General features: G+C 32.6%; 20 protein-coding genes and 1 tRNA gene. 17 read left to right on the plus strand and 4 right to left on the minus strand.

Annotation, left to right across the window (positions count from 1 at the left end):
- Positions 1 to 51: 51 nt before the first annotated feature.
- From gap to AW14_RS12530, 3 genes are all read right to left on the minus strand, one after another.
- A complete protein-coding gene (gene gap, locus AW14_RS12520; RefSeq protein ID WP_044639125.1) occupies positions 52 to 1,053 on the minus strand; it encodes a type I glyceraldehyde-3-phosphate dehydrogenase in 1,002 nt (333 codons plus the stop codon).
- A gap of 17 nt (positions 1,054 to 1,070) precedes the next feature.
- Entirely contained in the window at positions 1,071 to 2,057 is a 987-nt protein-coding gene (pfkA, locus tag AW14_RS12525) for a 6-phosphofructokinase (RefSeq protein ID WP_044639126.1), read from the minus strand.
- 163 nt (positions 2,058 to 2,220) lie between these two features.
- Entirely contained in the window at positions 2,221 to 6,612 is a 4,392-nt protein-coding gene (locus tag AW14_RS12530; protein WP_245617593.1) for a translocation/assembly module TamB domain-containing protein, read from the minus strand.
- Positions 6,613 to 6,859: 247 nt separating this feature from the next.
- Between AW14_RS12530 and tsaD the strand changes: the two genes are divergently transcribed.
- The 7 genes from tsaD to AW14_RS12565 all read left to right on the plus strand — a co-directional run bounded on the left by tsaD (position 6,860) and on the right by AW14_RS12565 (position 12,790).
- A complete protein-coding gene (gene tsaD, locus AW14_RS12535; protein ID WP_044639127.1) occupies positions 6,860 to 7,882 on the plus strand; it encodes a tRNA (adenosine(37)-N6)-threonylcarbamoyltransferase complex transferase subunit TsaD in 1,023 nt (340 codons plus the stop codon).
- A 33-nt stretch (positions 7,883 to 7,915) separates the two neighbouring features.
- Entirely contained in the window at positions 7,916 to 8,551 is a 636-nt protein-coding gene (locus tag AW14_RS14540; RefSeq protein ID WP_052647505.1) for a peptidylprolyl isomerase, read from the plus strand.
- Position 8,552: 1 nt separating this feature from the next.
- Positions 8,553 to 9,257: a 16S rRNA (uracil(1498)-N(3))-methyltransferase gene (locus AW14_RS12545; RefSeq protein ID WP_044639128.1), complete on the plus strand. Its 705-nt coding sequence runs from the start codon at positions 8,553 to 8,555 to the stop codon at positions 9,255 to 9,257.
- Between the two features lie 3 nt (positions 9,258 to 9,260).
- Positions 9,261 to 9,902, plus strand: coding sequence for a DUF4159 domain-containing protein (locus tag AW14_RS12550; protein WP_044639129.1), 642 nt, complete (start codon positions 9,261 to 9,263; stop codon positions 9,900 to 9,902).
- Between the two features lie 75 nt (positions 9,903 to 9,977).
- Positions 9,978 to 10,478 (plus strand): TrmH family RNA methyltransferase, encoded by a 501-nt coding sequence (locus AW14_RS12555; protein WP_044639130.1) that lies wholly within the window; start codon positions 9,978 to 9,980, stop codon positions 10,476 to 10,478.
- A gap of 37 nt (positions 10,479 to 10,515) precedes the next feature.
- Positions 10,516 to 11,604 carry an AI-2E family transporter gene (locus AW14_RS12560; protein WP_044639131.1) on the plus strand — a complete coding sequence of 363 codons (1,089 nt, stop codon included), beginning with the start codon at positions 10,516 to 10,518 and terminating at the stop codon, positions 11,602 to 11,604.
- A 4-nt stretch (positions 11,605 to 11,608) separates the two neighbouring features.
- Positions 11,609 to 12,790 (plus strand): class I SAM-dependent methyltransferase, encoded by a 1,182-nt coding sequence (locus AW14_RS12565; RefSeq protein ID WP_044639132.1) that lies wholly within the window; start codon positions 11,609 to 11,611, stop codon positions 12,788 to 12,790.
- 264 nt (positions 12,791 to 13,054) lie between these two features.
- On the opposite strand, the gene AW14_RS12570 is transcribed toward AW14_RS12565, so the two are convergent.
- Positions 13,055 to 13,128: transfer RNA gene (locus AW14_RS12570), tRNA-Arg, on the minus strand.
- Between the two features lie 203 nt (positions 13,129 to 13,331).
- Here AW14_RS12570 and AW14_RS12575 point away from each other — a divergent pair.
- The 10 genes from AW14_RS12575 (at position 13,332) to AW14_RS12620 (ending at position 22,251) form a co-directional block, all read left to right on the plus strand.
- Entirely contained in the window at positions 13,332 to 13,964 is a 633-nt protein-coding gene (locus AW14_RS12575) for a Crp/Fnr family transcriptional regulator (protein WP_044639133.1), read from the plus strand.
- 67 nt (positions 13,965 to 14,031) lie between these two features.
- Positions 14,032 to 14,826 (plus strand): sulfite exporter TauE/SafE family protein, encoded by a 795-nt coding sequence (locus tag AW14_RS12580; protein WP_044639134.1) that lies wholly within the window; start codon positions 14,032 to 14,034, stop codon positions 14,824 to 14,826.
- A gap of 61 nt (positions 14,827 to 14,887) precedes the next feature.
- On the plus strand, positions 14,888 to 16,300 hold the full coding sequence (locus AW14_RS12585) for an MBL fold metallo-hydrolase (protein ID WP_044639135.1): 1,413 nt from the start codon (positions 14,888 to 14,890) through the stop codon (positions 16,298 to 16,300).
- A 193-nt stretch (positions 16,301 to 16,493) separates the two neighbouring features.
- Positions 16,494 to 16,763, plus strand: a complete 270-nt coding sequence (locus AW14_RS12590) for a heavy-metal-associated domain-containing protein (protein ID WP_044639136.1) — start codon at positions 16,494 to 16,496, stop codon at positions 16,761 to 16,763.
- 6 nt (positions 16,764 to 16,769) lie between these two features.
- Positions 16,770 to 17,231 (plus strand): c-type cytochrome, encoded by a 462-nt coding sequence (locus AW14_RS12595; protein WP_052647506.1) that lies wholly within the window; start codon positions 16,770 to 16,772, stop codon positions 17,229 to 17,231.
- The gene (trxA, locus tag AW14_RS12600) at positions 17,224 to 17,520 is read left to right on the plus strand and encodes a thioredoxin (protein WP_044639137.1); all 297 of its coding nucleotides are present in this window, start codon (positions 17,224 to 17,226) and stop codon (positions 17,518 to 17,520) included. Before AW14_RS12595 ends, trxA begins: the two co-directional genes overlap by 8 nt.
- A 2-nt stretch (positions 17,521 to 17,522) precedes the next feature.
- A complete protein-coding gene (locus AW14_RS12605) occupies positions 17,523 to 18,104 on the plus strand; it encodes a methyltransferase domain-containing protein (protein WP_044639138.1) in 582 nt (193 codons plus the stop codon).
- Positions 18,105 to 18,327: 223 nt separating this feature from the next.
- Positions 18,328 to 19,674 (plus strand): cytochrome ubiquinol oxidase subunit I, encoded by a 1,347-nt coding sequence (locus AW14_RS12610; protein WP_044639139.1) that lies wholly within the window; start codon positions 18,328 to 18,330, stop codon positions 19,672 to 19,674.
- A 9-nt stretch (positions 19,675 to 19,683) separates the two neighbouring features.
- Positions 19,684 to 20,721: a cytochrome d ubiquinol oxidase subunit II gene (gene cydB / locus AW14_RS12615; RefSeq protein WP_044639140.1), complete on the plus strand. Its 1,038-nt coding sequence runs from the start codon at positions 19,684 to 19,686 to the stop codon at positions 20,719 to 20,721.
- 72 nt (positions 20,722 to 20,793) lie between these two features.
- Positions 20,794 to 22,251, plus strand: a complete 1,458-nt coding sequence (locus tag AW14_RS12620; RefSeq protein ID WP_044639141.1) for an NAD(P)/FAD-dependent oxidoreductase — start codon at positions 20,794 to 20,796, stop codon at positions 22,249 to 22,251.
- The last annotated feature ends 390 nt before the right edge of the window (positions 22,252 to 22,641 follow it).

Consider the following 22,641-nt stretch of genomic DNA (forward strand, 5'->3'; position numbering starts at 1 on the left):
TTGTGATATACAATAATTCTGTGGAGTCGTTAATACTTAAATTATATAAAATTAAATTTTACTAATGTGTTGTGCAAGGTCAATTAATTTAGTCGAATAACCAAATTCATTATCGTACCAAGAAACTAATTTAAGGAAATTATCGTTTAATGCAATACTTGCATCGGCATCGAAAATACTTGTCATAGATTCTGAAACGAAATCTTGAGAAACTACAGCTTCTTCAGTATAACCTAAAATACCTTTTAATTCGTTTTCTGAAGCTTTCTTTAAAGCTGCTTTAACTTCATCCCAAGATGCAGATTTTTCAATTCTTACAGTTAAATCAACAACAGAAACATCTGGAGTTGGAACTCTAAATGCCATACCTGTTAATTTTCCATTTAATTCAGGAATTACTTTACCTACGGCTTTTGCAGCACCAGTAGATGAAGGTATAATGTTAGCTAATGCACTTCTACCACCTCTCCAGTCTTTTCTAGAAGGACCATCAACAGTTAATTGCGTTGCAGTTGTAGCGTGAACAGTAGTCATTAATCCTTCTACAATTCCGAAGTTATCATTAATTACTTTTGCTAAAGGCGCTAAACAGTTTGTAGTACAAGAAGCATTAGAAACGATTGTATCGCTAGCTGTAATTTTTGTGTGGTTAACTCCCATTACAAACATTGGTGCATCTGCAGATGGCGCAGAGATAGCTACTTTTTTAGCTCCAGCTGTAATGTGTTTTTGAGCACCTTCTAAAGTTGTGAAGATACCAGTACAATCTAATACAACTTCTGCTCCAACAGCATCCCATTTTAAATCTTCTGGGTTACGCTCTGCTGTAATTCTAATTTCGTTACCGTTTACTACTAAGTTTCCGTTTTTAACTTCTACAGTTCCATTGAAACGACCGTGAACAGAATCGTATTTTAATAAATACGCTAAATGCTCTACATCCAATAAATCGTTGATTCCTACTATTTCAATATCTGGTCTACTAGCTGCTACTCTAAAAGCAATTCTACCAATTCTACCAAATCCGTTAATTCCTAATTTTAATGTTGACATAATTTTTGTTCTAAATGTTAAGTGCTCATAATATCTGAGACACGCAATAATTCTAAATTTATTTTTGTTTTTCCTTTTATGGCGTTTTCTAATGGGGTTAATTCCATGATGTTGTTAATTAAACCTACCATGTAATTTGATTTTCCTTCTAATAAAGATTCTACTGCTTTAACCCCCATTCTACTAGCTAAAACACGGTCGAAACACGATGGGGCACCACCACGCTGCATGTGTCCTAAAACTGATACACGTACATCGTAACCTTCCATATTTTCATCAACGTAATCTTTAAGTTCAAAAATGTTTTTACCTATTTTATCACCTTCGGCAACGACTACTATGCTCGATGATTTTCCAGATTTTCTACTACGGTTAAGAGAATCTACAAGACGTTCTAAACCTAAGTCTTCTTCTGGAATTAATATTTCTTCGGCTCCACCAGCTATACCTACGTTTAAAGCAATATGACCTACGTCTCGCCCCATAACCTCAACAAAAAACAATCTGTTATGAGAACTTGCAGTATCTCGTATTTTATCGATGGCATCAACCACTGTATTTAGTGCTGTATCAAAACCTAAAGTATGAGATGTTCCTACAATATCGTTATCAATGGTTCCAGGAATTCCCATAACCGGGAAATCGAACTCTTGATTGAATATCATGGCACCAGTAAAAGAACCATCACCACCAATAACTACCAAGCCATCAATTTCTGCTTTAACTATATTTTCGTAAGCCTTTTTTCTACCTTCAACCGTTCTGAATTCTTTAGAACGCGCCGACTTTAAAAAAGTACCTCCTTTATTAATGATTCCTTTAACACTTCTGGCATCAAGGACTTCAAATTCACCATCTATTAATCCTTCGTAACCACGATAAACACCTACGCATTCTACATTGTGGTAAGCACAGGTTCTAACTACCGACCGGATGGCTGCATTCATACCTGGAGAATCTCCACCCGAAGTTAAAACCGCAATCTTCTTTATTGTTTTTGGCATAAATTTCTAATTTATAGAGGTAAAATTACTAAAGAAAAATCATTTATCTATACCATTTATCCTATTTTCTTACCGATATTAAACTATAACGTTTTAGTTTATTGAAATATAAATATTAGCTAACTAATAATAAATAATCCTGATTTTTAGCGCTATTAAATTATCAATTAGGCGTTTTGTGTTTTATATAATCTGGAAGGGAAGATTCGTTATTCTCTGGCTTAACTTCTTCTATTACTGATGTTTCATCTTCTGGTTTTTTAAACAAACGCTGAATTAATTCCTTAAAGGTATCAAACTCTACGCTATAAGCCAAACCAATGCCCTGGGTATAACCCACAGCTTCACCAAAGTTTCTTATACTATTTTCTCTGTTAAACACCTTGGCAGTTAGTGTTCCGTCTTTATTTAAAAGAAAATCAATTTCTACATCTCCAGCTACAACGGTTTGGGTTGCCGATTGCCCACCTATTGGAACGGCTACTTTTCCATTTATTAAAACCCGATCGCTTATACGTGTTTGAAGAGTAACCCCAAAACGATCCTGTGTTTGATAATCTGGTCGGTTTTGACCTGCTTCGTAATTTAATCCAATATTTAATTTGCCGTCGCCATTGGTAAAAATACCATTTAAAATACCATTAAGTCTTTCGGCAATAGTACCCGAAAAATTAAGTTCATTTAATCCTCGTGAAAATGATCCTGTTGAAATTAAATACAGGGCTTGATTTTGCCTATCGTCTGCAGATTCTAAACGGTATTGAAGCTCTGAACGAATGGAGGAATTTACGTTTGGAAACTTAAAATCGTATAAAGGTATGGGGCGTTCTAAATCGCCAGTTAAATTAATATTTAACTCTACAGGTATGCTTCTGTTAATGGGATTATCTAATAATGGCGATGGGTTTGCCTGTGTTTTATAAACAGCAAACATATTTATTTGTGCTTTAAGCGGGTTCCCCTCCCAAGCAATGGTTCCTCCGGGTTTCACAGTAAATTCCTTTTGAATTAATCCGGCATAAGCAAAATTATAAACCCCTTCGAAAACCGAGAAATCTCCCCACATGTTAAATTTTCCATTGGTGTTTATTTCTACCAGCAAACCACCACTACCACGACCTTTTAAAGCGTGTCCAGATTCTTTATCGATAATAATTTCAACTTCTGCATCTTGAGTAACATCTAAATCGAAGTCCAACTCCAACCCTTTTACATCTCGTAAAACCACTTCTTTTCCCAGCTGCCTGGCGCGTTTTTCTTGTTTTGTAATAAAGTGTATATAGGTATTATCTCCAAACGATTCGGTATCACTTAACGGTATTTTAAATACTGTACCTGCTTTTGTTTCGCCCACTACTTTAATTACTAACTCATCGGTTGGCCCTTTTATACTAGCTCTTCCTCCTATAAATCCTGTTCCGTAATACAGAGCATCTTCATCTTCTTTGGTATCTAAAACCAATAATTTTGGTGTTCTTAAATTTAAATCGAGTGCCCAAGTTGAAAAATTATCATGACTTATCGAACCATCTAACTCACCAACCGTATTGTATTTTACATCTTTTAATTGAATTTTATTAAAAATAAAACTTTGGTTGGCTAGAGTAACTTTGGCTTCGTTTATAAAATCGTAGTTTACATTTAAATAAGGAATCCCCATACCACCCTTTTGAATATCTAATTCGCCCTCTATATCGGGTTTATTTAAATTACCAAGCACGGCAACCTTGCCCGAAGCCACACCCCGAATATCACTTAAAATATCTTTTAAAAATGGATTTAGAGGTTGAAGGCTAAAATCGTCTAATATTAAATCGACATTGATGGTCGATTGCTTGCCACTTACATATATATTACCAAGGGCATTAAATGTTTTCTTTATATCGTCTTTAATGGTTAAATCTATGGCATAATTTGTTAGGTCTTCATTACCCGTAATGTTGGCGTTAAACGAACCCAAATTAAAATCGTTAACACTCAAATCGTCTATAACCATTGATGAACTTGGTAAATAATTACCATTTTTCTGAAGAATATTTAATTTTCCGTTAACCAATCCAGTTAGCGATAAACTATCAATATCTGGGGTGATTTTTTCTAAATGAACGTTTTTAAAATTCAAGTTCAAATCTTTTTGAGTTGAATCTTTAATAAAACCAGAAAGCTTTATTTCCTCGTCATTATGATTGATAATAAATTGGTCTATATTAAATTTTGTGAAACTTTTATTGAAGGTTACTTTATTGAATTTGTCTTTCTTATCGTTTATAAACCACTTATTATCTTTAATGGTTACATCCGATTTTTTAAACCCAACAACCGATTCATTCTCTTCATTAATGGTATGGTATAAACTTAAATTGTAAATATCGTTACTTTTCTTTCCGCCTTTAAATTCTGTTCTTACAAACAAGGTATCGTTAACCGTCACATTAATTAAATTAAAGTTTGCAACATCATAATATTTAGTTTTTAGGCTATCGGCTTCAATGTAGGTATTAAATACCGGATTACTATTATCTACTTGTAACTCCACATTATCAACTAAGTATTCGTTAAGTTTAATTAAAGGCGATTTAAACGTTAGTTTAAATTGATTTTGGTCGCTCTCTACCTGACCACGAATAAACGTATTTTTACCCAATTCGATGTCTGGATAAAACACTTCAATAATTTTATTATAAATTTTAAAATTGAAATGTATGGATTGGTTAGGCTGAACCTTATAAGGTTTATAGTTTGTGTAAATATGGCCAATGGAGTTTTGGAATAACTTTTTCAAGTCTTTAAAAACAAATTTTCCTTTTAGTTCGCCTTCAATAATATCGGGAGATTGAATTTCAATAAAACGTATATCATCTTCAAAACGCGACGATAAGTAAAGTTGATTAAAATTATAAGTGTCGTTTTGATTTTTGTAGGATGTATTTTCGAAAGTAATTTTACCAACAGCATCATCAATTGTGCTGCTGTTCATATTCATTTTTATATCACTTCTAAAAATTGAAATACTATCGCTTTTAATAAAATTTAAAACATTTAAATTGGCGTAATCAATTTTAGCTTCGAAATCGTATTTTTTAACATGTTCTGAAAAATCTACAAGTCCTAAAAAGTTTAATTTTAAGTTTTCATCGGTAGAAACTAAATTACCATCGAAAATTTTATTTCTAATATTTCCAACTACGGTTAAACCTTTGTAGTTATAATTATTAAACATAATTTCAGAGACATTACCTTTTACTTGCGTATTTAACTTGGCAGCTGTAAATCCGCGACCTTTCACATTAAAATTTAATGATGCCAAACCAACCTCCGGATTTTCCAGATAAGCACCAAAATCGAACTTATCAAAAAGCACTTCTCCTTGGTAGGATGCATTATCGATATCGTTTATTTTGGTTATTTGTAAATTCGAATCGATAAAACCTAATTCGGTATTAATTTCTATATCGGCATCGACTGCTGTGGTTGAGACTTGCGTGTTTCCTGTAATGGTAAATCTACCTATATTTTGAAACGATGACGGAATGGTGGAACCCAAAATATTTGGCAGTAAGGCTTTTAAATCGAGGTAGGTAGACGATAAATTTGTAAAATTACCGTTCATAAAAAAGGCTCCGGTATCGGTACTTATTAGGTTTTCAAAAAGAATATCGCCATATATTCTGGTGTTTGTATTGGCTTTTAGCCTTAAATCCTGAACAAATAAATTGTTTAAAGTACCAGACAGGTTAACATCAAAATTAGCCATCTGGCCTCGACCAAAAGCATCATAAAAAATATTCAACTCATCTAATAGCAAGTTAGAGTTTTTAAAGGCAGCTTCAAGTTTTACTTTATTAATAAAATCGGCAAAATCTTCTCGGTTATACAAAAACTTTAAATCGCCTTTTAAATCTGAATTTGGTGTTTCAATCTCTAAATTAGAAAAAGTCATATCGGTAAGTGTATATGAAAAATTTGTCATTAAATTTTTCATCACTAACCCACGACTGTCTTTAAAAGCCAGTGTATTTATTCGAGTACTTACATCGCTTCCGTTTATTAGAAAATTAGTAGCATTAATATTTAAATTCTCGAATTCCAGAATTTTTGGTGTTTCCTTGTTTTCATCAATAAATCTAAAAATACCATTATAAATAGAAACATCGCTCGACGACAATAAAAAGGTGCTTTCGCTGTCTTTGGGATTATCATCTTCAAACTTGCTTACAAAAACATCTAAATTCGTATCTGTTTCACCTTTGTAAGTCTTAATATTAAAAACCAAGTTTTCAACGTCAATATCACCAAAAGTTAGTTCGCCATTTATTAAGTTTTTCAAGTTTATTATTGATGTGTTTAATTCTGAAACACTTATTAAAGTATCTAATTTATAATCTTCAATAAAAATATTTTTAAGCTCTACATCGCCATTAAACTGCAAGCTTACCCTTTCGATGTTTATGTGGGTTTTAAACTCGTCGTTTAACGTTTTTGTAGCATATTTACCCAAACGGGTTTGAACATAAGGAATAGATAAAACAAGTACCAAAATGATAAAAAGCAGCAAAATAATCGCTGCAATTTTAGATAGTATTTTTAGAAATTTTTTGATACGTTTTATTATTAATTATTATTAAAATTTTGGCTAAAAACCGAAACCTTACAGAAAGCTTCGACTAAGATATAACACATTAAACTTATTTCCATTTCTATTAAAAAAATAAATGAGTAGTTTTGTATTTACTATGGCGTCTGAATCTAAAGATGTTATTTAGTTATTCAAAATTAACAATTATTATGCCTAAAATTTATTAATGGCCACAGAAAATATTTATATTCTTGGAATAGAATCTTCCTGCGATGATACGGCGGCTTCTGTTATACATAACGGATCTATTTTAAGTAACATTGTTGCCAATCAAAAAATACATGAAGCCTATGGCGGTGTGGTGCCAGAATTAGCTTCGCGCGCGCACCAACAAAACATTGTTCCTGTTGTAGATCAGGCTTTAAAAAAGGCAAATATTACCAAAGATCAATTACATGCCATAGCCTTTACCAGAGGTCCTGGTTTAATGGGCTCGTTACTTGTTGGTACCTCGTTTGCTAAATCGTTAGCCTATGGCTTAGATATTCCCTTAATTGATGTTAACCACATGCAAGGCCATATTTTGGCTCATTTTATTAATGAAGAAGGTTTTAACAAACCGCCATTTCCTTTTTTAGCCATGACCATTTCGGGTGGACATACCCAAATTGTGAAGGTTGATAGTCATTTCAACATGACGGTTATTGGTGAAACTATTGACGATGCCGTTGGAGAAGCGTTCGACAAAAGTGGCAAAATTCTGGGTCTAGGCTATCCCGCAGGACCAGAAATAGACAAACGTGCAAAATTAGGAAACCCTAAAGCGTTTAAATTTACTAAGCCAAAAGTTGATGGTTTAAACTTTAGTTTTTCGGGATTAAAAACGGCTATTCTGTATTTTATTCAAAACGAAACTAAAGCAAATCCTCATTTTATTGATGAAAACATCAATGATATTTGCGCCTCTATACAATACACCATTATTGGTATTTTAATAGACAAACTAAAAATGGCTTCTAAGCAAACAGGAATAAAACACATAGCTATTGGTGGTGGTGTGTCTGCTAATTCTGGAATACGACAAGCCCTTAAAGATGGTGAAAAAAAATTTGGTTGGACAACCTACATTCCTAAATTTGAATTTACCACAGATAATGCTGCCATGATTGCCATTGTAGGCTATTTAAAATATTTAGAAGGCGATTTTGCCCAACAAAATGTAGCGGCTTCTGCTCGATTAAAAATTTAATACCAAATCTTTAAAAACCCCAAACCCAATCTCATGATAAAAAATTTACTTTTTATGTCGTTTTTATTAATGTCTGTTTACGGAACAACCCAAAATAACGCTGAAACAGATTTAGTTGCCATTGAAACCGAAGAACAAGCAGAAACCTTTTTAGCTTCAAAAAAAGACAAAAAGAATAAAATAATTGTCTTTAACGAAGAAAAGCACAAATCGATTTTAGCTAAAGAATTATTCAAATTATCTAAAGGCGGAGTAAAAACAAATCGAAATGATTATGAAAAAACACATTATAAAGTCATCGATAAAAAAGAAACACCTTACTACCGTGTAAGTTATATTTATTTAGATGGTAATAAACTAAATTTACAAGAAATTAATAGTTTAAGAAAAACCATTTTGATGAAATATCAAGATGGCGCACCTTTCGATTTCTTGGCTAAACAATATGCCATGTACGAGAGTGGTAAAAAAGGTGGCGATTCGGGATGGTTTAAGGCAGGAGACCACAGTTTCGATTTTGAAAACGACATAACTAACGGAGCTTATAATAACGAGGAAATTTTTTCATTAGATATTCCCGAAACCAATAGTTATTATGTAATTTTAAACTCTTACAAACCGAAAAACATTTCGGAAATTAAAGTTTTAAAAATTGTAGAAACGCTTTAAAATGCAACTTTTTTATAATCCAGACATTACCGAAAAAACCATGCGCTTTTCTTTCGACAAAGAAGAAAGCAGGCACATTGTAAAAGTATTACGAAAAAATATTGGCGACACATTACATATAACCAATGGTAAAGGCTGGCTATTTACTGCCGAAGTTACGGTAGCCGATATAAAAAACTGTATTGTAAATATTATTGAAGCGACTTTACAACCAAATATAAATTACAAACTCCATTTAGCGGTTGCACCAACAAAAATGAACGATCGCTACGAATGGTTTTTAGAAAAAGCCACCGAAATTGGCATATCGAGCATAACGCCTATTATTTGCGATCGGAGCGAACGTAAAATAATTAAAGCAGAACGTTTTGATAAAATTTTACAATCGGCCATGAAACAGTCGTTGAATTGTTACTTACCTGTTTTAAACGAAGCCATGTCTTTTAAAGATTTTGTAAACAAGGCGTTAACAGGCGATTTATTTATTGCCCATTGTGAAGAAACCGATAGAAAATCGCTAAAACAAATGCTAAAAGCAAATCAGGAAATTACAATTTTAATTGGCCCTGAAGGCGATTTTAGCACCAAAGAAATTGCCTTAGCTATAAAAAACAATTTTATTCCTGTAACTTTGGGACAAACCAGACTACGAACCGAAACGGCTGCCATTGTTGCATGCCATTCTGTAGCCTTTATAAATGAATAAGATATGAAACTAATTGCCTCATTTATTTTTTGTTTAAGTTCCCTCGTTTTGTTTTCGCAAGACCTGGCGCTTTTAAAATATAATGGCGGTGGCGATTGGTATGCAAATCCTACGGCATTAAAAAACCTAATCGCATATTGCAATAAAAACATAAATACCAAAATAAACGACAAGCCACAGGAAGTTGAAGTTGGAAGCATCGATATATTTCAATATCCTTTTTTGCATATGACGGGTCATGGCAATGTGTTTTTTAGTGAAACTGATGCCGAAAATTTAAGAAACTACCTCCTTTCGGGTGGTTTTCTGCACATAGATGATAACTACGGTATGGAACCTTACATAACCAAAGAATTAAAAAAAGTATTTCCGGATAAAGATTTAGTTGAATTACCTGCTTCACATCCTATTTTTAATACTGCTTTTAAATTTCAAAATGGTTTACCAAAAATTCATGAACACGATGGCAAAAGACCGCAAGCTTTTGCTTTGTTTAATGAAGATCGATTGATGTTGCTTTTTACTTTTGAAAGCGATTTAGGTGATGGTTGGGAAGACCCCGAAGTACACAACGATCCTGCCGATGTTAGAGAAAAAGCCTTAAAAATGGGCGCTAACATAGTAAAATATGCTTTTGAGAATTAGTGAATAAGCAAAATTATTACGGCACAGATCAATCTAACAAAAAACTATTTTAAATAGATTTTAAAAAAATTAAAATTGCAACTAACCCATTACAATACAAATTTCAAAAAACAAACATTTCCCATCGTTTTAGTGTGTGATGGTGTTACAAACGCACCAAACATTGGAAGTTTGTTTAGAATTGCCGATGCCTTTGGTTTAGAAAAAATATGGTTATGTGGCGAGCATATTACCGTTGGACGAAAAGTAACTAAAACATCGAGAGCGACAGAAAAGGTGGTGAATTATGAAATTGCTACTTCGGCTTCAGAAGTTGTTGCCCACTTAAAAAACAAGGACTATCAAATAATCGCGTTAGAAATAACAAACACCAGTCAACCAATTCATACCTTTCAGTTTAAAATAAATCAACCGATAGCACTTGTAATTGGCGATGAAAATTTTGGTGTTTCCGAAGCTATTTTAAAAACATCACATGCCATAATTCATATCGATATGTTTGGTTACAATAGCAGCATGAATGTGGTACAAGCTACAAATATTGCTTTATATGAAATGACTAAGCAATTATCGTAAAGCTTTTTTTATATTTACTAAAATCAATTGTATTTAAATGAATTCAAAAACCATAGCAAACGGTATTTTAAAAGCTATAGCCGTATTAGTAAGTATTAGCTTGTTGCTGTTTTTTTTATATAAAGTTCAAGCCGTTATAAGTTATATTGTTATTGCCTTAGTTATTTCTTTAATTGGTAGACCTATTGTTTTATTTTTAAAAAATCGTTTAAAATTTAAAAATACCATAGCAGTAGTTGTAACCATTGTAATTTTACTGGCGTTTATTTCTGGCCTTATAGGATTGTTCATTCCTTTAATAATAAAGCAAGGCGAAAATTTATCTTTACTAAACATTGAAGAATTAGAAGGAAATATTGCGAATTTATACACCGAAATTATTAATTATTTCAACTTAAATAAATACGAATTAGAGGCATCTATTAAAAACTCCAACATAATTTCTAAAATAGATTATTCCCTAATTCCTAATTTTCTTAATGCCATTATTAGTGGCTTCGGAAATTTTAGTATGGGGTTGTTTTCGGTGCTGTTCATCTCTTTTTTCTTTTTAAAAGACAGCCATTTATTTGAAAATGCCATTTTAACACTCATCCCAGAAAACAAAGAATCTAAATGGAAAAATTCTTCTTTAAAAATTAAAGACTTATTATCGAGATACTTTACAGGATTAATTTTTCAAATTTTTATATTGTTCATTATTTACACCATTGGGTTGCTTTCCATTGGTATTGAAAATGCTATTGTAATTGCCTTTTTATGTGGCTTAATAAATCTTGTTCCGTATTTAGGCCCCTTAATTGCTCTTATTTTAATGCTAACATTAACCTTAACCAGTAATTTAAACGAAAGTTTTAGCACCGTTATTTTAAATAAATCGTTCTGGGTTTTTATTGTTTTTATCATTGGCCAGTTAATTGATAACTTTTTTAGTCAGCCCTTCATTTTCTCTAAAAGTGTTAAGTCGCATCCTTTAGAAATTTTTCTGGTAATATTAATAACCGGAATTCTTTTTGGTATTATTGGTTTAATACTTGCCATTCCAACATACACGGCCTTAAAAGTTATTTTAAAAGAGTTTTTATCTGAAAACAGAATTGTAAAAAAACTCACTAAAGGATTATAATCTTTTGAATACTGAAATTTTAAATAATGAGGTTCAAGAATTTATTTCACAGCATTTAAATTCTGATATCAACGCGCTTTTATTAAAAGGAACCAACTTTTCACAAGTTGATACCAAAGAAATTATTGAGCAAATTGAAGCAAAGAAACGTTGTGAAAAAAAACTTTTTTCATGGTTTAAATCGGATAACATTTATTATCCGAACAAATTAAACATTGAGCAAACATCCTCTGAAATTACAGCTAAATATAAATCGGGTTTAGTCTCAGGAGACGCAATTATTGATATTACGGGTGGTTTTGGAGTCGATTGTTTTTACTTTTCAAAAGTATTTAAAACAGTAACGCATTGTGAAATAAACAACCATTTATCTGAAATTGTAAAACACAATTACCAACAGCTCAAGGTTAATAATATTGAAACTATTTATGGCGATGGTATTGAATATTTAAAAACCACCAAAAAAACATTCGACTGGATATACATAGATCCCTCTAGAAGGCACGATAGCAAAGGGAAAGTTTTCTTTTTAAACGATTGTTTACCAAATGTTCCAGAACATTTAAATTTATTATTTAATCATTCCAAAAACATACTTATAAAAACATCGCCCCTACTCGATTTTTCTGTGGGGATTAACGAGTTAAAACATATAAAAGCCATTCATGTAGTTGCGATAAATAACGACGTTAAAGAACTGCTTTGGGTACTAGAAAAAGACTTCAACACATCTATTTCAATTTATACAGTAAACTTTAAATTAGATACCACCGAAACGTTTAATTTTAATTTAGATGATGAAAAATCAAGCAATTCTAAATACCATTTACCTCTAAATTATTTATACGAACCCAACAGCGCTGTTTTAAAAGCTGGTGGTTTTCATATTATTTCCAATCAATTAGATGTTTTCAAACTTCATCTGCATTCACACCTATATACCAGTGCGCATATTTTAGAATTTCCAGGGCGTATTTTTAAAATAGAAAGCATCATACCTTTTAATAAAAAAGCATTAAAAACACTTGCCATTAAAAAGGCCAATATAACCACTAGAAACTTCCCTGAAAGTGTAGAAAATCTTAGAAAAAAACTAAAAATAGCAGATGGCGGTACTATTTATATGTTTTTTACAACGAATTTAAACGATGAAAAAATTGTAATTATAACTTCTAAAGTTAATTAAAAACAAAAAAGCCTCACTAAATACATAGTGAAGCTTTTTGTGAGCCAGATTGACCTGACTTCAAATCAAATATTGGAATTTTTCGAAAAAGTAAACTTGAAAATTTTTAACTAAAAAATAAAACCCCCAACTTTTTTGGTTGAGGGTTCGAGTGAGCCAGATTGACCTGACTTCAAATCAAATATTGGAATTTTTCGAAAAAGTAAACTTGAAAATTTTTAACTAAAAAATAAAACCCCCAACTTTTTTGGTTGAGGGTTCGAGTGAGCCCTGAAGGATTCGAACCTTCGACCGCCTCCTTAGAAGGGAGGTGCTCTATCCAGCTGAGCTAAGAGCCCTCATGAAAAACATTTTTGTTTTCCGGTGTGCAAATATAAAACATAGTATAAATCTACCAAAGATAATTCTTTATATTTTTAAATAAAAAATATTACGTTTTGTAATTCAATAAGTTAACCTAAAATAGTTGTAAATCTCTGCAATAAATTACCATTTTTAAATTATAAGTGAATATCTTTATAGTACAAAACAGGTCATTAAAATGCTTAACGAGTTAAAAGAAAATTACGGCTATCTATTTGAGGATGAACTATTAATAGAAATTAACAACGTAGGAACCTTTAAAGAAGTTTCTGAAGGTTTTCAATTAATAGATATTGGAGATTACATAAAATCTATGCCGCTTTTAATTAGTGGTGCTATAAAAATTCTTCGTGAGGATACTAAAGGAGACGAACTATTACTTTACTTTATAGAGCGAGGCGACACCTGCGCTATGACCCTTTCTTGCTGCATGGGTCAAAAAAAGAGTGAAATTAGAGCCATTGCAGAAACGCACACAAAACTCATAATGATTCCTGTTGAAAAAATGAGCGAATGGATGGGCAAATATAAAAGCTGGCTTAATTTTATTCTGCAAAGTTATCATGATAGAATGTCTGAACTCTTGGAAGCCATCGATTCTATCGCCTTTTTAAAAATGGACGAACGGCTATTTAAATACCTAAAAGACAAAGCCATGGTAAATCACAACGACGTGATACAAGTTACGCACCAAGACATTGCTTTCGATTTACATACCTCGCGAGTTGTTATTTCTAGGTTACTTAAAACGTTAGAAATTGATGGTAAAATAGAACTCCATAGAAATAGCATAAAAATTATAGAACTCTAGTGTTTGTAACAATTGTTACAAACAAGCCCTTACGACTACCGTAATTTTGCAACTTAATATATTCGGTATGCCTCTTACAGAGATTTTAGGTTTTATTGCAGCATTACTAATTGGCGTCGTTTTGGGGCTTGTTGGTGGTGGTGGCTCTATACTAACGGTACCGCTACTTGTTTACCTATTAGGTTTCAATCCCGTAGTTGCTACAGCCTATTCTTTATTTGTCGTGGGTTCGTCGTCATTTGTTGGGGTTATTCAAAAACATCAAAAAAGACTGGTAGACTTTAAAACGGGTTTATCATTTTCTTTTCCATCGTTTATGGCGGTTTATATATCGCGTCGGTATTTAGTACCAAACATACCAGATACTATTTTTACAATTAATCAATTTAGTGTAACTAAAGACATGACTATCATGGTGTTTTTTGCAATTGTAATGTTAATTGCAGCAACTTCCATGATTAAAAACAAAAAAGAAATTGACGAAAATTTTATAAAACAAGCCTATTACAAAACATTTTTTCAAGGCATCGTTATAGGAATTATTACGGGTTTAATAGGTGCTGGTGGCGGATTTTTATATGTACCTGCACTGGTGCTTTGGGCTGGTTTACCAATGAAAAAAGCCGTAGGAACCTCTCTAGTTATTGTTGCTATAAATTCTATAATTGGATTTACAGGAGATTTACATACCCTTAAAATAGATTGGGTTTTCTTATTATCGTTTTCACTTTTAACGATTTTAGGCATCTTAATTGGGGGGTATTTATCTAAATATATTTCAAATAAAAAACTGAAAAAAAGTTTTGGTTGGTTTATTTTAGTGATGGCTATTTACATCATTTTCAAGGAATTCACCAACTAATAGATGGTTAGATAGGTTACTAAATTTAAGATGATTACATTGACATAAAATAATTGATATTATGAAAATTGAACAAATATATACCGGATGCCTGGCTCAAGGAGCTTATTACATAGAAAGTAAAGGCGAAGTTGCAATTATTGATCCCTTAAGAGAGGTAACGCCTTACATAAAAAAAGCCGACCAGGATAAAGCTAAAATTAAATATATTTTTGAAACCCATTTTCATGCCGATTTTGTTAGCGGTCATGTAACACTTTCCAAATTAACTGGAGCTCCAATAATTTACGGACCAACAGCAACACCAACTTTTGATGCTGTGGTTGCAGAAGACAATCAAGTATTTCAATTAGGAGAAATAACAATTACAGCTTTACACACGCCCGGGCATACCATGGAAAGCACGACCTATTTATTAAAAGACAAAACAGGTAAAGATTATGCTATCTTTAGTGGAGACACGCTTTTTCTAGGAGATGTAGGCCGACCAGATTTAGCTCAAAAAGCAACCAACATGACCCAAGAAGATCTTGCAGGATTACTTTTTGATAGTTTAAGAAATAAAATAATGCCGCTTGCAGACGATGTTATTGTGTATCCCGCGCACGGTGCTGGTTCGGCTTGTGGAAAAAATTTAAGCAAGCAAACGGTTGGTGTTTTAGGTGAGCAGAAAAAAACCAATTATGCGTTAAGGGCTAATATGACTAAAGATGAATTCATTAAAGAAGTAACCGATGGGCTACTTCCTCCACCTCAATATTTTCCTTTAAATGTTAAAATGAATAAAGAAGGTTATGATGATATTGAAGATGTTATTGAGCGTGGCACCAAACCTTTAACTCCAAAAGAATTTGAAACAATTGCAACCAATACCGGTGCTGTAGTTTTAGATGTTCGTCATCAAGATGAATTTATTAAAGGGCACATACCACGGTCTATTTTTATTGGTATCGATGGTGGCTTTGCACCTTGGGTTGGCGCGCTAATTGCCGATGTCAATCAGCCTATTTTATTAGTAGCCGATACAGGCCGTGAAGAAGAAACCATTATTAGATTATCGCGTGTTGGTTTCGATAATACTTTGGGGTATTTAGAAGGCGGTTTTGAAGCTTGGAAAAACGAAGGATTCGAATATGATACCATTTCAAGCATTTCTGCAAAAAATTTAAAAGAGGAATTACAAAAAGAAAATTTACCTATTTTCGATGTTAGAAAAGAAGGTGAATTCGCTTCAGAACACGTTGAAAATGCACATCATACGCCTTTAGATTACTTAAACGATTACTTAACTGAATTTCCAGAAAACAAACCTTTTTATGTACATTGCGCTGGTGGCTACAGATCGGTAATTGCGGCTTCTATTTTAAAAAGTCGTGGTATTCATAACTTAGTTGATATTAGCGGCGGATTTGCAGCCATTAAAGACGCTGGAATTCCAGTTACAAATTATGTTTGTCCGAGTACATTAAAATAAATTCTAATTATCATATTTAAAAAAGGAATGGCCAAAAGCTATTCCTTTTTTTTTGTAACAAAGGTTACCTATAACCATAAAAGCGTATTGTATTTTTATAGAATAATCCTTCAGGATTTCTAAAAGTTGAAAATTCTAATTATCCAATACTTTTAGATATATGAAGTCAAAATCATTTAAAACATCAAAAAATATGAAAACATCAATTTTAGTACAAAACATAAAATGTGGTGGTTGTGCCAAAACAATCTTAAATAAACTTTCTGAAATGGATTCAATTTCAGAAATTACAATAAATATTGAAGAAAATAAAGTATCATTTAATCCCAATACAGAATTGGATATTCTTTTAGTTAAAGAAACACTAAAATCATTGGGTTACCCTTCTTTTACTGATACAAACAATATCACATCCAAAGCTAAATCTTTAGTGAGTTGTGCCTTAGGAAAATTTACAAACTAATTTATAATGAAAAATTTATTAATTCTAATTACAGTTACAACATTAACATTTAGCTGTAATAACTCAAAACATGAGCATTATTCTGCTTTCGAAAAAAACTTAAAAGCAAACAACCATCCTGGAAAAAAACTTATGGAAACTAATTGTTATGCATGCCATAGTGCAACTGCCAATGAAGAAAACAGATTAGCACCACCCATGATTGCTGTTAAAATGCGCTATTTAAAAGATAATACAACCAAAGAAGCTTTTATAAACGATTTAAAAGATTGGATGAAAAACCCTAATGCTGAAAATGCAAAAATGTATGGTGCTGTAAAACGTTTTGGTGTAATGCCAAAACAAATATTACCTGATGAAACCATAGAAAAAATTGGAAATTACATATACGATTATGATATTGAAAAACCAGATTGGTTTGACAATCATTATAAGAAAATGCATCAAATAAATAAAAATAATGAGTAGCTTTATAGAAATAATAAATCAAGACAAACTGGTGTTAGTCGATTTTTTTGCAGAATGGTGCGGCCCATGTAAAATGATGAGCCCTATTTTAAAAGAAGTAAAAGATGCCTTAGGGACTTCGGTGTCAATTATAAAAATTGATGTCGATAAAAATCAAACTCTGGCAAGCAAATATCAGGTTCGAGGGGTTCCTACTCTAATGCTTTTTAAAAATGGTCAACCATTATGGAGGCAATCTGGGGTATTACAAAAAAATGAATTAATAGCGTTATTAAAATCGCATCAATAAATATGCATTTAAATGAATCGTACTGGGAAAACAGATACCTAGCAAACGACATTGGTTGGGATATTGGCGAGGTATCACGGCCTTTAAAAACTTATTTCGACCAGTTAAATAATAAAGATTTAAAAATTTTAATTCCTGGAGGCGGAAATGCTTATGAAGCAGAGTATCTTCTAAAACAAGGATTTAAAAATACCGTTGTGGTCGATGTGTCTAAAACAGCATTAAGCAATCTTAAAAAACGAGTTCCAGAATTTGCTGAAAATCAATTAATACATAAAAATTTTTTCGATTTAGAAGATTCTTTCGACTTAATAATCGAGCAAACTTTTTTTTGTGCTTTAAACCCCAATTTAAGAGAAAGTTACGCTGTTAAAATGCACGAACTTTTAAAAGAAAATGGCAAGCTTGCTGGTTTATTATTTAATATTCCGTTAAACAAAACGCATCCCCCTTTTGGAGGTTCGAAAACAGAATATTTAGATATTTTTAAAAAACTGTTCAAAATACAAATTTTAGAAACCTGTTATAACTCAATTAATAAGCGTGCTGGCAACGAATTATTCATAAAATTTGTTAAAAAATAGTCAAAAACAATCGTAATGTAACAAATGTTACAATTCGGTTCTTAAGTTTAGCATACTTTTACAACTCGATATCCAAGGTAAACTATTCTTAAATATACCAAGGAGATTAATAGCAAAAATATAAAATCGTCTAATTTATAATAGACGATTTTTTTTTGTTTTTAGTAATAATTGTTACATAAAATCGGGTATTGTGATTTATTTTTGTAAAAAAAACAATACTATGGATGTCGAAATTTTAGCCCGAATTCAATTTGCCTTCACCATTGCTTTTCATTATATCTACCCGCCTTTAAGTATTGGGATTGGACTTATTATGGTTATTATGGAAGGTTTATATCTTAAAACTGGAAATAAACACTACGAGGTTTTAACACGGTTTTGGTTAAAAATATTCGCCATTACTTTTGGTATTGGTGTCGCAACAGGCATTATTATGGAATTTGAATTTGGAACCAATTGGGCCGTTTATTCTAAATATGTTGGTGATATTTTTGGTAGCGCCCTTGCTGCCGAAGGATTGTTTGCCTTTGGTTTAGAAAGTACATTTTTAGGTATTTTAATTTTCGGGTGGAATCGGGTATCTCCAAGAGTTCATTTTATATCGACCATTGGCGTTTTTTTAGGCTCCATGTTTTCGGCAGTTTGGATTGTGGTGGCTAATAGCTGGCAACAAACACCTGCAGGCTACCATATTGTTGGTGAAGGCCTCCAAGCTAGAGCCGAAGTTACAGACTTTTGGGCAATGGTTTTCAATCCGTCGAGTGTCGATAGAATTATTCACACCTGGCAAGGTGCATTTCTTGCAGGAACCTTTTTGGTTTTGAGTGTACACGCCTATTATCTTCTCAAAGGTAGATATGTTGAAATCTCAAAAAAAGCATTTAAAATAGCGCTGTCTGTTGCTACAGTTATTTCGTTAACACAGTTAGTTTCCGGGCATAGTTCTGCCGATGGTGTTGCTGTAAATCAACCTGCAAAACTAGCCGCTATGGAAGGGCATTACGAAACTTCAGCTCCGGCAGATTTATATTTATTTGGTTGGGTAGATGATGAAAACCAACAAGTAACAGGTTTGGGAATTCCTGGCGGATTATCATTTTTAGTGCATCAAGATTTTGAAGCACCTATTAAAGGTTTAAATGCGTTCCCTGAAGAAGACAGACCCAGTCAAGTGAATGCGGTTTTTCAGTTTTATCATATTATGATTTCTATAGGGATGTTTTTAATAGGCCTAACTTTATACGCCAGTTATTTATGGTGGCGCGGTACATTATTCGATAAAACCTGGCTTTTAAAGATTTTTGCTTTTTCTGTTATTTTACCGCAAATTGCCAATCAGGTTGGTTGGTTCGCTGCCGAAATGGGCAGACAGCCCTGGATTGTTTACGGACATTTAAGAACCAGCGAAGGGTTTTCACAAGAAGTTTCGGCAAATCAAATTGTATTTTCATTGGTGTTATTTTTATTAGTATATTCTGTACTACTGCTTTTATTTTTATATTCTCTGAATAAAAAGATTAAACATGGCCCTTACGATGAAGCTAAAAATGCCTTAGAAATTATTTAAACAAAACATATGGAAACATTTTTAGGAATAGATTATCCAACCCTTTGGTATTTAGTAGTAGGTTTATTGTTTTCGGGTTATGCCATTTTAGAAGGTTTTGATTATGGTGCAGGTGCCTGGCATTTATTTTTAAAAAAAGACCTAAGTCGTCGAATTGCTATAAATGCCATTGGTCCATTATGGGATGCCAACCAGGTTTGGCTTATTATTGGAGGTGGTGCCTTATTTGCTGGTTTTCCAGTAATGTATGCGACCATGCTATCGGCGATGTATATTCCGTTTATGTTATTTTTGGTGTTGTTGGTATTACGATCGTCTGCTATAAAATTTAGAAGTGCCGAACCTATGCCTTGGTGGCGTAAAACTTGGGATATTACCTATTTTGTTTCAAACACACTTATTTCATTTTTATTAGGTGTCGTTTTAGGAAATGTGCTTCAGGGGTTCGAAATTGGTGAAAATTTCACTTACAAAGGAGGCATTTTCTTTGCGTTTTTAAGTCCGTATGCCATTTTGGTTGGTTTAACAACCCTATCAATTTTCATGACGCAAGGTGCTATTTTCTTATTATTAAAAACCGAAGGTCGTTTGCACGCTAGATTAACGTTTTTATTAAAAAAAGGGATGATTTTTTTCATTATAAGTTTTGCAATAACTTCCCTTTACACCTTAATATTTGTTCCCGGTGTTACCGATAAATTTAAAGAGAATCCCATTTTCTTTATTTTACCACTTTTAGCATTTTTAGCGGTAGCAAACGTTCCTAGGTTAGTATCTAAGAAAAAATATGCGTATGCACTTGTGTTTTCATCATTAACCATGGCCTTTTTATTAATGTTAGTTGCTTTTCAGTTATATCCAGTTTTATTACCATCAAATATTCATCCAGAACATAGTGTCACTATTTATAATGCAGCATCTTCCCAAAAATCATTAGGAATTATGTTGACTATTGTTGTTATTGGCGCACCACTTTTAGCCGGTTATTTTATTTTTTTATATAAAACATTTTATGGTAAAGTGAAATTAGATGACTCAAGCTATTAATTAAGTACCTGTGTAACATTTGTTGCTGTAGTTGGTTTTAATTAAATCTACCTTTGATTAAAAATCAAAAACATGTCTAAAATAGTCATTTTAGGAGCCGGAATTTCAGGGCACGTAGCAGCTTCACATTTAAGGAGAAAATTAGCTAAAAACCATGAAGTTGTTGTTATATCTCCTAACAGCAATTACCAATGGATTCCTTCCAATATTTGGGTTGGAATTGGTAGAATGAAATCTAAAAACATACTTTTTCCACTAGCACCTTTATACAAAAGAAAAGGCATTGAATTTAAACAAGCCAAAGCTTTATCTTTTTATCCTGAAGGTGATAAAAACGAATCTAAACCTTATGTTTTAACTGAATTTGTTTCAGATAAAAACAAAGGCATACAAGAAAAAGTAACCTATGATTATCTTATTAATGCTACGGGTCCGAAACTAAATTTTGAAGGCACTGAAGGTTTAGTTCCTGGTAAGAATAAAACCTATTCTGTTTGTACTTATACCCATGCAGATCATGCTTGGGAAGGATTGAAGGAGCAAATTAATTTGATGAAACAAGGTGAAAAAGTAAAAATATTAATTGGTACAGGTCATGCAAAATCAACGTGTCAAGGTGCTGCTTTCGAGTATATTCTAAATGTAGAACAAGAACTTCGCCGCCATAATGTTCGAGATATGGCTGAAGTTACATGGATTTCAAACGAATACCAATTGGGTGATTTTGGAATGGATGGTATGCTACTTACTTATAAAAGCATGACTATGAAATCTCACGAAATGGTGGAGATGATTTTTGAAGACCGAGACATAAAATGGATATTAGGTGCAGGTGTTAATAAAATTGAAGATGGCATTGCGCATTACGAAAATTTAGAAGGAGAATACAAAACAGAATCTTTTGATTTTGCCATGCTAATACCGGCATTTTCTGGACATGGATTTAAAGCTTTCGACAAAAACGAAAACGACATAACAGAAAAATTATTTAAAGGTTTTATGATTGTTGATGCAGATTACACAGCAAAACCTTACGAAGATTGGTCGGTACAAGATTGGCCAGAAACCTATCAAAATCCAAGTTATAAAAACATTTTTGCTCCAGGTATTGCATTTGCACCACCACATGCCATTTCTAAACCACGAAAAAGTAAAAATGGCACCGATATTTCGCCTTCACCACCACGTACTGGTATGCCTTCGGGTATTACTGCAAAACTAGTAGCCGATAATATTATAGAATCTATAAATAATGGTAAAGAAACACTAAACCATAAAGGAAGTTTAGGAAATATGGGAGCAGCTTGTATTGCATCAGCTGGTTATGGTATGACACAAGGAAGTGGCGTTAGCATTACAACATACCCTATTGTACCAGACTATAATAAATATCCAAAAACTCAAGGAAGACAATTAGGGAAAACTTTTGGGGAAATTGGTTTAGCAGGACATTGGCTTAAACTAGCTTTACATTACGCCTTTATTTACAAAGCTAAAATGCGTCCGTTTTGGTGGTTAATTCCTGAATAAAAAATATAAAATTATGACACATAGAATATCAAAGTATCAACGATTTAAAATGATGAATCCCATTATCCAATTCTTTAGGTTTATTTACTTAAGTATAAAAATAATGGTTGTTGTTGCCGGAGGACATGGTGGCACTAGAAAAGTTCACTAATACTTTATTAGTGATTTTGGTTGGTTAGTTGTTAAAAGCACATGGGGAAACTGTGTGCTTTTTTTTAGTTTAAGTGATAATTATCATGTTTTAAAAAAACCTTAGGGATTACCTTTATACCAGAAACATTAAAACAAGCACCCATGTTGAATAAAAATATGTTGTTATCAAATTGGAGTAACGGTGTTGTAATGATTATAATTTTCGCTGTGGTCTGCCTTTTCTTAATTGGCTTTTTA

It is taken from the genome of Siansivirga zeaxanthinifaciens CC-SAMT-1 (assembly GCF_000941055.1).
GTDB classification, from domain to species: domain Bacteria; phylum Bacteroidota; class Bacteroidia; order Flavobacteriales; family Flavobacteriaceae; genus Siansivirga; species Siansivirga zeaxanthinifaciens.

Coding starts and splice junctions, on each gene's coding strand:
- AW14_RS12620 (WP_044639141.1), top strand. CDS start 20,794: ATGTCTAAAATAGTCATTTTAGGAGCCGGAATTTCAGGGCACGTAGCA.
- AW14_RS12550 (WP_044639129.1), top strand. CDS start 9,261: ATGAAACTAATTGCCTCATTTATTTTTTGTTTAAGTTCCCTCGTTTTG.
- AW14_RS12545 (WP_044639128.1), top strand. CDS start 8,553: ATGCAACTTTTTTATAATCCAGACATTACCGAAAAAACCATGCGCTTT.
- AW14_RS12610 (WP_044639139.1), top strand. CDS start 18,328: ATGGATGTCGAAATTTTAGCCCGAATTCAATTTGCCTTCACCATTGCT.
- AW14_RS12585 (WP_044639135.1), top strand. CDS start 14,888: ATGAAAATTGAACAAATATATACCGGATGCCTGGCTCAAGGAGCTTAT.
- AW14_RS14540 (WP_052647505.1), top strand. CDS start 7,916: ATGATAAAAAATTTACTTTTTATGTCGTTTTTATTAATGTCTGTTTAC.
- AW14_RS12560 (WP_044639131.1), top strand. CDS start 10,516: ATGAATTCAAAAACCATAGCAAACGGTATTTTAAAAGCTATAGCCGTA.
- AW14_RS12580 (WP_044639134.1), top strand. CDS start 14,032: ATGCCTCTTACAGAGATTTTAGGTTTTATTGCAGCATTACTAATTGGC.
- AW14_RS12575 (WP_044639133.1), top strand. CDS start 13,332: ATGCTTAACGAGTTAAAAGAAAATTACGGCTATCTATTTGAGGATGAA.
- cydB (WP_044639140.1), top strand. CDS start 19,684: ATGGAAACATTTTTAGGAATAGATTATCCAACCCTTTGGTATTTAGTA.
- trxA (WP_044639137.1), top strand. CDS start 17,224: ATGAGTAGCTTTATAGAAATAATAAATCAAGACAAACTGGTGTTAGTC.
- gap (WP_044639125.1), bottom strand. CDS start 1,053: ATGTCAACATTAAAATTAGGAATTAACGGATTTGGTAGAATTGGTAGA.
- AW14_RS12590 (WP_044639136.1), top strand. CDS start 16,494: ATGAAAACATCAATTTTAGTACAAAACATAAAATGTGGTGGTTGTGCC.
- AW14_RS12605 (WP_044639138.1), top strand. CDS start 17,523: ATGCATTTAAATGAATCGTACTGGGAAAACAGATACCTAGCAAACGAC.
- pfkA (WP_044639126.1), bottom strand. CDS start 2,057: ATGCCAAAAACAATAAAGAAGATTGCGGTTTTAACTTCGGGTGGAGAT.
- tsaD (WP_044639127.1), top strand. CDS start 6,860: ATGGCCACAGAAAATATTTATATTCTTGGAATAGAATCTTCCTGCGAT.
- AW14_RS12595 (WP_052647506.1), top strand. CDS start 16,770: ATGAAAAATTTATTAATTCTAATTACAGTTACAACATTAACATTTAGC.